14 protein-coding genes are annotated in these 12,689 nt (G+C 47.4%); 7 read left to right on the top strand and 7 right to left on the bottom strand.

The window, feature by feature from the left end; translation table 11 throughout:
* The first annotated feature begins 73 nt into the window (after positions 1-73).
* Complete coding sequence (gene holA / locus ACESZP_RS15235; protein WP_178039461.1) at positions 74-1,051, top strand: DNA polymerase III subunit delta; 978 nt, start codon at positions 74-76, stop codon at positions 1,049-1,051.
* 4 nt (positions 1,052-1,055) lie between these two features.
* Here holA and ACESZP_RS15230 read toward each other — a convergent pair whose 3' ends face one another.
* The 3 genes from ACESZP_RS15230 to ACESZP_RS15220 all read right to left on the bottom strand — a co-directional run bounded on the left by ACESZP_RS15230 (position 1,056) and on the right by ACESZP_RS15220 (position 3,729).
* Positions 1,056-2,783, bottom strand: coding sequence for a ComEC/Rec2 family competence protein (locus ACESZP_RS15230; protein ID WP_499709559.1), 1,728 nt, complete (start codon positions 2,781-2,783; stop codon positions 1,056-1,058).
* Positions 2,784-3,011: 228 nt separating this feature from the next.
* Positions 3,012-3,323: a hypothetical protein gene (locus ACESZP_RS15225; RefSeq protein WP_499709558.1), complete on the bottom strand. Its 312-nt coding sequence runs from the start codon at positions 3,321-3,323 to the stop codon at positions 3,012-3,014.
* Between the two features lie 85 nt (positions 3,324-3,408).
* Positions 3,409-3,729, bottom strand: a complete 321-nt coding sequence (locus tag ACESZP_RS15220; protein ID WP_008117812.1) for a helix-turn-helix domain-containing protein — start codon at positions 3,727-3,729, stop codon at positions 3,409-3,411.
* A 393-nt stretch (positions 3,730-4,122) separates the two neighbouring features.
* On the opposite strand from ACESZP_RS15220, the gene ACESZP_RS15215 reads away from it, so the two are divergent.
* The 6 genes from ACESZP_RS15215 (at position 4,123) to ACESZP_RS15190 (ending at position 9,454) form a co-directional block, all read left to right on the top strand.
* Positions 4,123-4,506: a helix-turn-helix domain-containing protein gene (locus ACESZP_RS15215; RefSeq protein WP_499709557.1), complete on the top strand. Its 384-nt coding sequence runs from the start codon at positions 4,123-4,125 to the stop codon at positions 4,504-4,506.
* 131 nt (positions 4,507-4,637) lie between these two features.
* Positions 4,638-6,515 carry a recombinase family protein gene (locus tag ACESZP_RS15210; RefSeq protein WP_499709556.1) on the top strand — a complete coding sequence of 626 codons (1,878 nt, stop codon included), beginning with the start codon at positions 4,638-4,640 and terminating at the stop codon, positions 6,513-6,515.
* Complete coding sequence (locus tag ACESZP_RS15205) at positions 6,493-7,194, top strand: hypothetical protein (RefSeq protein ID WP_008117805.1); 702 nt, start codon at positions 6,493-6,495, stop codon at positions 7,192-7,194. The genes ACESZP_RS15210 and ACESZP_RS15205 overlap by 23 nt, the downstream gene beginning before the upstream one ends.
* Positions 7,154-7,546 carry a hypothetical protein gene (locus tag ACESZP_RS15200; protein ID WP_242859121.1) on the top strand — a complete coding sequence of 131 codons (393 nt, stop codon included), beginning with the start codon at positions 7,154-7,156 and terminating at the stop codon, positions 7,544-7,546. The genes ACESZP_RS15205 and ACESZP_RS15200 overlap by 41 nt, the downstream gene beginning before the upstream one ends.
* A complete protein-coding gene (locus ACESZP_RS15195) occupies positions 7,543-8,559 on the top strand; it encodes a ParB N-terminal domain-containing protein (protein ID WP_499709555.1) in 1,017 nt (338 codons plus the stop codon). Before ACESZP_RS15200 ends, ACESZP_RS15195 begins: the two co-directional genes overlap by 4 nt.
* Complete coding sequence (locus ACESZP_RS15190) at positions 8,516-9,454, top strand: DUF6551 family protein (protein ID WP_050755649.1); 939 nt, start codon at positions 8,516-8,518, stop codon at positions 9,452-9,454. The genes ACESZP_RS15195 and ACESZP_RS15190 overlap by 44 nt, the downstream gene beginning before the upstream one ends.
* Before the next feature lies 1 nt (position 9,455).
* Here ACESZP_RS15190 and ACESZP_RS15185 read toward each other — a convergent pair whose 3' ends face one another.
* The 4 genes from ACESZP_RS15185 to ACESZP_RS15170 all read right to left on the bottom strand — a co-directional run bounded on the left by ACESZP_RS15185 (position 9,456) and on the right by ACESZP_RS15170 (position 12,677).
* Positions 9,456-10,850 carry a recombinase family protein gene (locus tag ACESZP_RS15185; RefSeq protein WP_186994127.1) on the bottom strand — a complete coding sequence of 465 codons (1,395 nt, stop codon included), beginning with the start codon at positions 10,848-10,850 and terminating at the stop codon, positions 9,456-9,458.
* Positions 10,804-12,300, bottom strand: coding sequence for a recombinase family protein (locus ACESZP_RS15180; protein ID WP_186994126.1), 1,497 nt, complete (start codon positions 12,298-12,300; stop codon positions 10,804-10,806). The genes ACESZP_RS15185 and ACESZP_RS15180 overlap by 47 nt, the downstream gene beginning before the upstream one ends.
* Positions 12,301-12,451: 151 nt before the next feature.
* Complete coding sequence (locus ACESZP_RS15175; RefSeq protein ID WP_499709552.1) at positions 12,452-12,571, bottom strand: hypothetical protein; 120 nt, start codon at positions 12,569-12,571, stop codon at positions 12,452-12,454.
* Positions 12,572-12,587: 16 nt separating this feature from the next.
* Positions 12,588-12,677, bottom strand: a complete 90-nt coding sequence (locus tag ACESZP_RS15170) for a TnpW family protein (protein WP_499709602.1) — start codon at positions 12,675-12,677, stop codon at positions 12,588-12,590.
* Positions 12,678-12,689: the final 12 nt, after the last annotated feature.

The following is a 12,689-nucleotide window of genomic DNA, read 5'->3' as shown; positions in this document are numbered from 1 at the left end:
GAGATAGACGAATCTTAAAAAGAGACCCATTCCGTCATTTGGGTCTCTTTTTTTTGGAAATGAGGTGTCTCCTATGAAAATGCTGGCGGAGGATATCAAGAACGGCAATTTCAAAACCGCCTACCTGTTCTGCGGGGAAGAGGCTTATTTACGCAACCAGTATAAGAACCGGCTGGCGCAGGCTCTCTGCGACCCTTCCGACACTATGAATTTCTCCCGCTTTGAGGGTAAGAATATCATCCCGGCGGAGGTTATCAGTCTGGCAGACACCCTGCCTTTTTTTGCCGAACGGCGTCTGATTCTCATTGAGGACAGCGGCTTTTTCAAGAATAAATGCGACGAGCTGGCCGACTACCTTCCGAAGATGCCTGACACCACCTGCATCATCTTCGTGGAAACGGAAGCAGACAAGCGGAACCGGCTCTACAAGGCCGTTCAGAAGCAGGGTCGCGTCATTGAATTCCAGACCCAGGACGAGCGTACCCTGATGAAATGGATCCTGGGCACCCTGAAAAAGGAAAATAAAAAAATCACCGAGTCCACTCTGCAGCTCTTTCTGGAGCGCACCGGCATCGATATGGAAAACATTTCCACAGAGCTGGAAAAGCTGCTCTCCTACACAGAAGGCCGGGACGTGATTACCTCCCAGGATGTGAATGACATCTGTACCGTACAGACCACCGGACAGATTTTTGAGATGATCCGCGCCCTGGCTGAAAAGAATCAGAAAAAGGCGCTGGATCTCTACTACGATCTGCTTTCCTTAAAAGAGCCGCCCATGCGCATCCTGTTTCTCATTGCCCGCCAGTTCAATCAGCTTTTACTGGTCAAGAGCCTGGCTGCTAAGGGTTATGATAAAGCAGCGATTGCTTCCCGGGCAAAAATCGCGCCCTTTGTGGCCGGAAGATGCATGACCCAGGCCAGAAGCTTTACCACAGATCAGCTGAAGACCGCCGTGCAGGACTGCGTGCAGGCGGAAGAGGATGTGAAGACCGGTAAGATTACGGATACGCTCAGTGTGGAATTGCTGATTATGAAATACAGTAAATAAATTTTTATTGTAAATAGGCATGTACCCGAAAGTCTTTCCCATCACTTTCCACCGTAATGGCTCCACACTCTGTCGTCTGCAAAATTTTGCTGCCCGCCGCATCCAGCCGTTCCAGCGCCTCCCTGTGCGGATGCCCGTAGGAGTTATCCCTTCCGCAGGAAATCAGGGTCAGGTGCGGCTTCACTGCCTCTAACCACGCTTCGCTGCCGGAGGTTCTGGATCCGTGATGCCCGGCTTTCAGAACCGCAAAGCCGTATGGCGGCCATTCCTTGCCGCCATGCTTCTGCTCCCGCTCCAGAATCTCCCGCTCTCCCGTCTCTTCCAGATCCCCGGTCAGCATCACCGAAAACTCCTGATACCGAAGCGCCAGCACCACAGAGGCTTCATTCACATCCGCGTAGGCTTTCGTCCCATCCGGATGCAGGCAGGTTAGTTCTGTCAAACCATCCCGCAGCACCGCCCCTTTCTCAATTTTCTGCACTGTCACGCCGCTTTCCCGGGCATTTTCCATCAGCCGCTGCCCCTTTTCCTCTTCCATGGAGCGCCCGGATAAAAGCAGCGTACCAATCCGCAGACCGCCGGGCTCCGACGCAGTCTCCAATAGCTCCTTTATGCCGGAAATATGGTCTTCATCCGTATGGGTTACCACAATATAGTCCAATCTTCCGACTCCTTCCGATTTCAAAAAGGGCAGAATCCGGTAGGTTCCCACCTTCGTCACACTGGTACTGCCGCCGTCAATCAGAATCGTCGTTCCGGCTGCGGTCCGCAGGTAGATGCCGTCGCCCTGCCCCACATCCAGCATCACCAGCTGAAAACCGGAATGCAGCCGCAGTGTCAGGAAAAGCAATAAAATCCCAAGCACTGCCGCGCTGCCTGCCTGCAGGATCCGCCGGTGCGGCTCCGCCCGCTCCGCTTCTTCCTGCCGGATATCCGGATCGTTTATCTGCCCCATTCTTCGTTTTTTCCGCTCTTTCAGTTGATAACGCCAGAACAGAAAAACAACCAGTCCTGTGTAATATCCCGCCATCTGCCAGATCTTTGGCTGTCCACAGGTAAACACCGCTCCGGGAAGCCGAAGCGATGCCGTTCCCAGCCGCTCATAGAATTCCAGAATTGCCCCACATAGAAAAGCTGGAGCACGCGCCACGCCCGGCAGCACAAAGCTTATCCCCACAGCCAGAATTCCTGTGAACATCACCACGGTCATCAAAGGAAGCACCACCAGATTTAACAGCGTCCCATACAGCGGAATTTCGCTGTAAAAATATTCCAATACAGGCAGAGTCATTATCTGAATGGAAAGGCTCAAAAGCAGCGGTTCCACCCGTTTCGCCCATCTGCGGTTCTTTGGCAGAAACAATGCTTTCAGGGCCGGGAAAATCAGGCCGATGCCTGCCACGGCCCCGAAGGACAACAAAAATGAGGCGCTGCGCACATACAGTGGCTGCCGCAAAAGCAGCAGAATTGCCCCAAAGGCCAGGGCCGTCAGCATATCATAGCTTTTCCCCAGCATTTCCCCGATTATCAGAAGCGCGAACATCACCACAGCCCGGCAGGCAGAGGTTCCCATACCGGTCAGAAAGCCGTAAAACAGTACGACAAAAAGAGATAACGCTCCCGAGCTTCGCAGTGAACCGCCCATTTTCCTTAAAAAACGGTAAAGCGTCATGCCGAATACGGATACATGCAGGCCCGTCTGGGGCTTTACCCTGTCTTTTATAGATGGCATAACTTCTTATTATAAAGGGATAGTCAGCATACAACGCTAAGGGGGATAGCCCACTAGGGGATATACCCCCCTTTGAACACCCCAGATTTGCTTATTCTTGAGATTTGTCTAATCACGCAAAACCATGTTTGCGGCTCTCTGTTATACGCATTGTATAACACCACTATATTTGTAACAAAAAATAGCGTGGCTGTCAAATCGTAGCCACACTATTTTTTGTGTTCCGTCTCACTGCTGATTCTGTTTTTCAGTAAAGAATGCCCCATAATTAAACATCTTCATGCTCTGGTATCTGCCCATGTCCAGCAGATTGTTTATTATGATTTCCACGTCCCTGTCCTCACCGGACTGCTCATGCAGTCTCTGGCATATCCTTCCATAGGCTGCAAGCATATCACTGTAGAGTTTTTCACAGTATCTGCCTTCTGCAAATTCATTCTCTACTACACTGCTTTCCTCACAATCAAATTTATCCAGATCATAATGTCCGTTCATCAGATCGTAGATCATTGTTTTGAATTCCTCATCCTGTACTCTCATATACATCCTCATCACTTTCCGTGGTCACCGGAATGCATAGAAAAAGGGAAGCCAGTCTTGTCAGATACAATCAAACTGCTTCCCCTTACTTCTTCAGAGTCCTTACGAAGTTCATCAGTATTCTGCGTTCATCCGCATTTAAGTCATCCCATATCTCCAATAATTCACCTTGCTCATCCGTCAGGTCAGGCCGCATACCATCTCCGGCAAAGAACTGTGCGATTGAAATTCCGAATGCATCACAGATCCTTTCCAGGGTCGGTACTGTAGGTATGCTCTTCTTATTCATTATATTTGCCAACGCTGTCTGCGACATATCCGTGAGCTGTGCAAGTCTGTATTTGGAGACTTTATGCTTACTGCATAATTCTTTTACCCTCTTTGGTATGTACTCCTCTGTACGCAAGTAAATTACACCTCTCTTCTATCTGTACGATATACATATTGTAACCGTTACGCAGAAGAATTATTAGAACCATATCTCTTTTGTAATTTACTCTAGTACAATGGAGTATCTGGGTAAAAAAATATGAACGGCAGGTTTATGCAGTTCAGTTTTGTATCATGACAGAACCTTGATTTACCTTGTTTCCATCATTCTTATATCGTCTTGTTTCAGTTATAAGCATACCATCTGCATCCGTATCCTTCAATAAGAATCGTTCGACATATTTCGCACTTTCCTATCCCCCTGTTTTCCTTCTACTCCATTACGCTTTATTAAATTACACAACTTTTTTTGCACTCATTGATAGATAATTTACCTTGCGTAAGAAAAAGAAAACAGGAGGTACAATCTATGAATCAGACGCAGATATCTGTCAACCACAGGCAGATAGGATACCGTATCAAGGAAGTAAGGGAGCAGAATCATATTTCACAGGCGCAGCTTGCGGAAATAACTGACCTTTCCGTCTCCTACATAAGCCACATTGAAAATGCAAAAAGAAAAGCAAGCCTGGAATCTATCATCCGCATCGTGAATGCCCTCGGCATTACCGTGGATGAACTGCTTGCCGGAGTACAGATGAACAATCCGGCTGCATACCAGACAGACATCGATATGCTCATGGAGAACTGCTCGGAAAATGAGAAAAGATTCATCTATGAACTTATAAAGGCAAGCCTTGAAACCATGCACAAAAACGGCTGGGAGCTTGCTTCCAGTGACAGGTACAGATAAAGCACACTATTTTCACACAAATAAATTTTCTTTGAAATAGACTATAGGGATATGGCTGTCCGTATAGTCTATTTTATTTCAGCATGAAAATTTTATAATAAAATCCAGCACAGAAATAAAGGTGGTAAGTCATGAACGAAAACGAGCAGAAAGCCGGCTCAGTTGCCGACCAGAAAAGTAAGATAAGGGAACGTTATAAAGGTATCGACCCTGATGAACTTGACGTGATCCCTGCCCTTCCGCAGGAAGATATATTTGCTGTGGAAAATGAACAGCGTGTTGCCGTATATGCAAGGGTTTCAACGGATGATCCGAGACAGACATCCTCATATGAACTGCAGAAGAACCATTATCATGATGTCATCAGTAAGAGTCCGAACTGGAAACTGGTGCAGATCTATGCGGATGAAGGCATCTCCGGCACCTCACTCCAGCACCGTGACCAGTTCAAGCTGATGATCGAAGACTGCAAAAAAGGTCAGATAGATCTTATCGTGACCAAAAGCGTTTCACGTTTTGCCAGGAATGTGGTGGACTGCATCGGCTATGTCAGGGAACTTCTCTCACTTCCCCATCCTGTCGGTGTTTTCTTTGAAACAGAAAGGCTTAACACCTTTGACCCCAAAAGTGAGATGGTGCTTTCCTTCATGGCCACACTTGCACAGGAAGAAAGCCATACCAAAAGTGAGATCATGAATGCATCCATTGAGATGCGTTTCCGCAGGGGAATCTTTCTTACACCGATACTCCTCGGATATGACCATGATGAAGACGGAAACCTCATCATTAATGAAGGGGAAGCAAAGATCGTAAAACTCATATTTATGATGTACTTAAACGGATGCACCTGTCAGGAGATTGCCGATACCCTGACGGAACTCGGCTGTGAGACCAAAAAGGGAAACACCGTATGGTCTCCTGGTTCCATCCTTCAGATACTGCAGAACGAAAGGCACTGCGGTGATGTCCTTGCACACAAGACCTACACTCCGAATTACCTTAACCACAAATCAAAGAAGAATATGCAGAACCGTCCCCAGTACCGGAAGCGCGACCATCACGAAGCCATCATATCAAGGGATGACTTTATTGCGGTCCAGAGGCTGATCAGCAATGCCAAGTACGGGAACAAGGGGATCCTTCCGCAGCTGAAGGTCATTCCGGGGGGTGTCCTGAAAGGGTTTGTATCCATCAACCCCAGATGGGCGGGATTTAAGGAAACGGATTACATGAATGCTTCTTCCAGTGTTTATGACGGCACGGAACAGTCCGGTCCATCTTCCGGTCATGTAGAGGTAAGATCCGGTGAATTTGACCTGCGCGGATATGAGATCGCACGCTCACAGTTTTTTGACAGCACGGACCGTATAACCGTTACCTTCAGCCAGGGAGATATCCGCTTTTCCGCTCCTGCCGTCCGTAAACTTGACAGCACGCTTGTGGAACTGCTCATACATCCAAAGAAACTGGTCTTTGCCGTAAGGAATGCGGGGAAAGACTGCCGTAATGCCATGCAGTGGTCTAAAAAGAAAGACGGCAAAAACTCTCCACGTGAGATCAGCGGAACTGCATTTCTTCCCACGCTCTATTCCCTCCTCGGCTGGAATGATGACTGCCGTTACCGCATCACGGGGGTAAAACGTGGCAGTGAGAATGATGCCGTACTGCTCTTCAATCTTTCCGAACCGGAGATATTCATCCCCAATGACATAGTCGGTGCACCAGATGCGGATCAGGCCGTAAAACCCTTTACGGACAGCCAGCAGAGAAATGTCCGGGCCTATCCGCCTGACTGGGCAGACACATTCGGGAGCAATTATTACAGCCACGCACAGGCAGAGGAACTTGCCGGATTCAGCGGACGTAAAGACCCGGATACCTCCCATGCCCCGGTAACATACAAGGACACTGATATACAGGTCACCAGTAAAAATGACATCGAAAAGAATATTAAACAGATCATGTCAGATATGAAGGAGAACACAGATGAACATACAGACAAACGATGAAAAGAATACCATTCCCGTGACTGAGGATGATGCTTTCAGCTATGACGGGTATCAGGTCGTCCGCGGCGAGTTCTTTGCCCATACCTATGAACCGTCCTTTACTTTTAATTCCAGCAAGGTATCCGTAAACACCGCATGCATAAAAAAGCTGCCGGATACGGATTTCGTGCAGATACTTGTAAACCCGGATGAAAAGAAACTGGCGGTTCGTCCATGCCAGGAGGATGAGAAGGATTCCTTCCGGTGGTGCTCCGCAACGGCAAAACGCTCTCCAAGGCAGATCACCTGCCGTATCTTTTTTGCCAAGGTCGTGTCGCTTATGGGATGGAATTCATCCTACCGCTATAAACTGCTTGGGAAGCTGATACGGTCAGACAATGAACTGCTCTTTGTCTTTGACCTCACCACGCCTGAGATCTTCGTGCGTGAGGAGAAGGAAGACGGAAAGATAAAAGCATCCCGCACGCCAAGCTATCCGGAAGAATGGCAGAACCAGTTCGGTGTGCCTGTCGAGGAACACCAGAGCAGTTTACAGGTCAACATGTTTGACGGTTATGCGGTGTTCGGCATCTCCGAAAACAACACCGCTGAACCAGAAGAAGAAAAAACAGAACATCCAGAAAAGGAGGAACAGCATTATGAACAGAGAAACCTCTTTGAAGCCGGTCCTATGCATTGACTTAAAGAAAAACAGGATACGCATACACAAGCTCACGCTCCATATGCTTGGTGACCCGGAGTATATCCAGCTGCTTGTAAACCCACAGGACAGCATGATCGCCATAAGGAAAAGTGTGCGTAAGGATTACCTTGCCCACCGTGTACGCTACAGTAAAGCCGACAGCCGTTACTGCTACGAATTATACAGTACGGAGCTTTTACAGGCATTACGGCATACGGGCATATATCTGGAAGACAACCGCAGCTACCGTATCTACGGTGCACTGAATCCAAAAGAATGTCTTGCCAGCTTTTCTATGAATGAATGCGTGCTTGTAGATGATATGACCCGAACGGAGGAATCAGTATGAACAACAGACCAGTCCCGGAACTTCAGACGGATCCGGAATTTGATGAGCTGATACAACCAAGGGAAGAAAAGTACCTGGAAGAACTCGAAGAAAACATTTTTGACCACGGATGCCAGGAGCCTGTATGCGTATGGAACGGTATCATACTTGACGGCCGTCTGCGGTATAAGATCTGTACAAAATGGGATATCCATTTCAACATCCGGCGCATGATGTTTGAAAGCCGTGATAAGGCAGTCTCATTTATCTGCCATGAACAGCTCAAACGTACAGACCTTACCGGGGAATACAAAAAATACCTGATAGGCAGACTGTTCCGTGCGGACATGAATACCGCTAGTGATGAATTCATGAAAAAACATCCTGGCACGGAACTGAATGCAGACGGACAGGTGTCACAGAAATATGTCCGTAAGACGGATATTGCCACCATCATAGGCAATGAATTTAATTTTGGTTTTTCCACCGTGACAAAATATGATATTTATGCCCGCGCGGTCGATGACCTGAAACGGAAAAGCCCGGAGATCGCAGAAAAGATATTAAACGGGAAACTCCGTGTATCCCATGAAAATATCATAGAACTCTCCCGTCTTCCCATTGAGGATATCAACGGACTGAAAAGGCTCTTGGACAGCGGGTCTATAGACCGCATCGGATACTCCCAGCTCCGGCACGAACTCAGGTGGCAGAGGCTTCCCACCGGAAAACCGGACTCAAGAAGGATAAAACGGGAAAAGGAAAGTGCCGAAGCCGGAATTAAGCAGATGCCCGCCACTGACCCGGATGCGGAACTCGAAAGCCTTAAATTTACGATACCTTCATGGTCAAAGACCATATCAAGGACCATGGAACTTACAGATTTTCCTTCCACCTCAGTTAATGCAAGGCGTGAAGTGAAGATGCAGCTGTTAAACCTAACAAGAAAAATAACCAGACTGCTTTCGCAGCTTGAGGAGGATGATCCAGATGACAGAAGAACAGACAGCCGGACAAACGCCACAGGCCATTGACCTGATGCAGTTCGTCCCAAAAGTACACTTTGAACAGATTCCTATCAGGAATCTCGTATCCAACCAGGAATACCAGCGCAACCTCTCACAGCACCATGTCCAGCGTGCTGCCGCCAACTTTGACCTGTACCAGATAAATCCCGTAAAGGTCAGCCGGAGGAACGGCATCAACTATGTATTCAACGGGCAGCACACCATTGAGATCGTTGCCCTCGTTTCAGGATCCAGGGAGACACCCGTGTGGTGTATGGTATACGATGACCTCGGATATGAACATGAAGCGGATATCTTTGCAAACCAGATGAAATATGTAAAGCCCCTGCTGCCTTATGAGATATTCATGGCAAACATAGAGGCTGGCAATGACAAACAGCTTATCATCCGTGACCTGGTGGAATCCTATGACCTTACCATCGCATCTACCACGACACCGGGCGGTATCTGCGCTGTCGCAACCCTGGAAAACATCCACGACAAATACGGCTATCATATGCTCGACCATGTCATCCGTCTCATAGCAGCCACATGGGAAGGGGCATCCCAGTCCTTCAGTGCAAACATGATGAACGGACTGGCACGTTTCCTGAATGCTTACGGTGATGCCATAAAAGATGATGTATTTAAGGAAAAGCTCGGAAGGATATCCATCAAGGAACTCGCCCGCACTGCAAAGGACAGGCGTTCCGGCTCACTCGGATTTGCGGAAGCCATACTGATATACTACAACAAAAAAAGCCGGAATCCGCTTACCTGGGATAAACTTTATACCCATAAACTTCCGCATAAAAAGGACATGGAAGAAGAACCATCCGACATTCCTGAACCCGGGGATGCGGACGGTGAAAGCAGCCAGATGGAGCTGTTTGGACTTCATGACAGCGGGGTTTCCGGGTGATCTACACGGAAACCTTTACCTTGCTGCCTTCCTGAAAGAAGAACTCATATTTCTTTGCACCAAGCACCGTCACTTCCGCAAGGACAAGCTGTGCGATCTCCGGGACGAATCTGGTAAGAGGTTCATTTCCCACGGCTTCCATCATCTGCCCCGCCCTGATCTTTTCAAGCGGTGTCCCGTCCGACTTCATCTGCTGCCATCTTTCCATATGCTTATCCCTGTCTGCCACCAGTCTGTTGAATGCTTTTACAAATCCCTTTTCAAGGTCTGCATTATCAACGTAGGCATTCGTGCATGCCACTTTTCCATCTTTCCTGTGGTTCTTGCACTGCCACTGTACGATTCCCCTTGATCTCCATGAATGTCTCGTGAACAGGCTTCCGCATTCCCCGCAGAACACCTTCTCACAGAACGGCATGCAGTCCGCGCCGTAACTGTACCTGTCCGTGCCGTGCGCTTCCATGAACCGTTCCCTGCGCTCAAATTCTTCCTGCACCGCATTCCATGTCTGCTTATCTATGATCCCCTTATGGCTGTCCTTTACATAGACCTGCGCTATCTCACCGTTGTTTTTAACCTGTCTCTTGGTAAGGAAATCTGCCGTATAGGTCTTCTGCAGAAGCGCATCGCCCATATGCTTTTCCTGTTTCAGGATACCCACGATTGTGCTTGGATACCATTTCGTCTGTCCGTTGCATCCCGAAACCTTCTCTTCCGTCAGTTCCTTTGCGATCTGTGCCGGATTGATGCCGATAAGGAAATCCCTGTAGATGCGTCTTACCGTTTTTGCCTGTTCCTTATTGATGACCAGCTTACCATTCTCATCTTTATCATATCCTAAGAATTTGAACGTATTCAGATGCATCTCACCATTCTTGAATTTGGTGCGGATGCCCCATTTGCAGTTCTCCGAAATATTTCTTGACTCATCCTGGGCAAGCGAGCTTAATATTGTGAACAGAAGCTCGCCCGTGGAATCAAGGGTGTTGATGTTTTCCTTCTCGAATATGATGCCGATTCCAAGGTTCTTTAATTTTCTGGAATATGCCAGACAGTCCTGCGTGTTTCTGGCAAAACGGCTGATGGACTTTGTAATGACAAGGTCTATCTTACTGCTTTCGCAGTCTGCGATCATCCTTTTGAACTGTTCCCTTTTCTTTGTGTTGGTTCCTGAAATACCCTCATCCGCATAGATGCCCGCCATTTCATAATTTTCATGGTCATTGATATATTTGGTGTAATAATCGACCTGTGCTTCAAAGCTGTGGAGCTGGTCTTCCTGATCCGTGGAAACACGGCAGTAGGCTGCCACCCTTATTTTCTTTTCCTGTACCGCCCTGCGTCCTGTTTCACGCTGTCGGTTTCTTGCTGGTATAACTGTAACGCTTCTTGCCATTCTTATCGTCCTTTCTCTGAATATAAATATCTTTTTTGATTTCTCCCCATCCCCTGATAACGGAGTCAGGTATCCTTGTCCCCCTGCAGAATGCCACTCCTTTTCGTTTTGCCCCGTTGCATATCCATATGACCTTATGGCTTTTCGGATTTACATGGCGAACCAGTCTGCTTCCGCAGAGTCCGCAGAATATCTTCTTTCTGTACGGATATGCTTCTTCCGTATTTTCCGGTATTGCTTCCGGCACTTTCTTCTTATGCCTTCTTTTCCATGAACTCTCCTTCAGATAGGTGAATTCCTTTGTACCCTTTACAGAAGGTTTCTCATCAATATACATATTTCCGTCAAAATGCCATGCTTTCCGAAGCACCCCGTCCGGAATGTTTATCCCTTCGCAGAATGATTTCCCATGCCGCTTCGTACCGCTGCACCCCCAGTTCAGTCTGTTGCCGTTACTATAGATGCGTCTATAAAGCGGATGTCCGCATTTTGCACAGAATATCCTGTTCATGTATGGGTAGTTCTCTTCCGTAAAATCTTCAATAACAGATCCTTCGGCAAGATAATCCCGCTTTGCTTCAATGGCATCCTGTGCTTTCTGCCAGAGTTCGGGGGAAACAATTGCTTCATGGTCATCCTCGATATACCATGCATCTACTTCTCCCCTGTTTCTCACCAGTTTTCTTTCTTCATTCACAAAATGCTTATGCATGATGTAATCACCTTTATAGATTTCATTTTCAATCAGGCGGAACACTGTGCTGTCGCTCCACTTTGTACCGCCCACGGTCTTTACCCCGTTTTCATTCAGATATCTTTTAATGGCTGCCGGGGTATAACCGTCTGCTGCCATTTCATATATTTTTCTGACCCACACCGCTTCGGATTCATCTGCGATATAGACTCCCCTTTCGTCTTTCGTATATCCGAAAGAACGCTCAAGGTACTGTACCGGAATACCAGCTTCATATTTTCTCTGGTACACCATCTTTGCCCCGGCACTTCCGCTTTCGCTTTCTGCCTGTGCAAATGCCGCCAGTATCGTAAGCATCAGCTCACCTTCCCCTGACAGCGTATTGATATTCTGAAGTTCAAAAAAAACACCTACATTCAGTTCTTTCAGCTTTCGTGTAGCTTCCAGAACGATTGAGGTGTTTCTTGCAAAACGTGATACCGATTTTGTTAATATAAGGTCTATCTTCCCTTTTTGTGCATCAGCAAGCATCTTCTGCAGACCGGGTCTTTTTTCCTTGAACCCTGATATGGCAAAATCACTATAAACTCCGGCATATTCATAAGACGGGGTCGCTTTTATGACTGTTTCATAATGCCTTATCTGGTTTTCCAGTGAATTTTCCTGTTCATCCGCATCCGTTGATACACGGCAGTAAGCACAGACTCTTAATTTTCTCTTCTGTTCCCTGTTTCCTTCCCTTATCTGAATCTCCAAGTTCTGCCACTCCTTTCTCTTTGGGTAGTCTATATATCACTCTGAAAGCCAATAATAGCAAGTACAATCTGCGATACCTTTCACCTTTCTTTCCTTGGCATAAAAGGAAAAAAATACGGCTGACAGCCATTCCTGACCATCAGCCATATCCTTATTTTAGGAGTTCATTTACCCTTTTCTGCACTGCAGAATAATCGTATCCGGCAGCACTGATCCGGTTCTTACGCTCCGTTCCGTTTCCCCAGAGACGAAAAGTCAAGGACTTTTTCATCAAATTCAAAAAGAAGTCACATTTTGCGGACTTCCTCACGAAGCATACGCTTGATTTTGTCCTCCATCGTCTCTTTTGCGGTCTGGCTGAAATGGACACGGACGATATAGGTTGTCTT

Origin of the sequence: Candidatus Dorea massiliensis AP6, from assembly GCF_964245105.1 — a bacterium.
Lineage (GTDB): Bacteria > Bacillota > Clostridia > Lachnospirales > Lachnospiraceae > Laedolimicola > Laedolimicola intestinihominis.
Note: the sequence above shows the minus strand (reverse complement) of the source record. Positions and strands in the feature narration are given on the sequence as shown.

Bases quoted from the DNA above. Each gene is read 5' to 3' on its own strand.
- ACESZP_RS15185 (WP_186994127.1), bottom strand. From the start codon at position 10,850: ATGGCAAGAAGCGTTACAGTTATACCAGCAAGAAACCGACAGCGTGAA.
- ACESZP_RS15210 (WP_499709556.1), top strand. From the start codon at position 4,638: ATGAACGAAAACGAGCAGAAAGCCGGCTCAGTTGCCGACCAGAAAAGT.
- ACESZP_RS15205 (WP_008117805.1), top strand. From the start codon at position 6,493: ATGAACATACAGACAAACGATGAAAAGAATACCATTCCCGTGACTGAG.
- ACESZP_RS15175 (WP_499709552.1), bottom strand. From the start codon at position 12,571: ATGAAAAAGTCCTTGACTTTTCGTCTCTGGGGAAACGGAACGGAGCGT.
- holA (WP_178039461.1), top strand. From the start codon at position 74: ATGAAAATGCTGGCGGAGGATATCAAGAACGGCAATTTCAAAACCGCC.
- ACESZP_RS15230 (WP_499709559.1), bottom strand. From the start codon at position 2,783: ATGCCATCTATAAAAGACAGGGTAAAGCCCCAGACGGGCCTGCATGTA.
- ACESZP_RS15215 (WP_499709557.1), top strand. From the start codon at position 4,123: ATGAATCAGACGCAGATATCTGTCAACCACAGGCAGATAGGATACCGT.
- ACESZP_RS15190 (WP_050755649.1), top strand. From the start codon at position 8,516: ATGACAGAAGAACAGACAGCCGGACAAACGCCACAGGCCATTGACCTG.
- ACESZP_RS15225 (WP_499709558.1), bottom strand. From the start codon at position 3,323: ATGAGAGTACAGGATGAGGAATTCAAAACAATGATCTACGATCTGATG.
- ACESZP_RS15200 (WP_242859121.1), top strand. From the start codon at position 7,154: ATGAACAGAGAAACCTCTTTGAAGCCGGTCCTATGCATTGACTTAAAG.
- ACESZP_RS15195 (WP_499709555.1), top strand. From the start codon at position 7,543: ATGAACAACAGACCAGTCCCGGAACTTCAGACGGATCCGGAATTTGAT.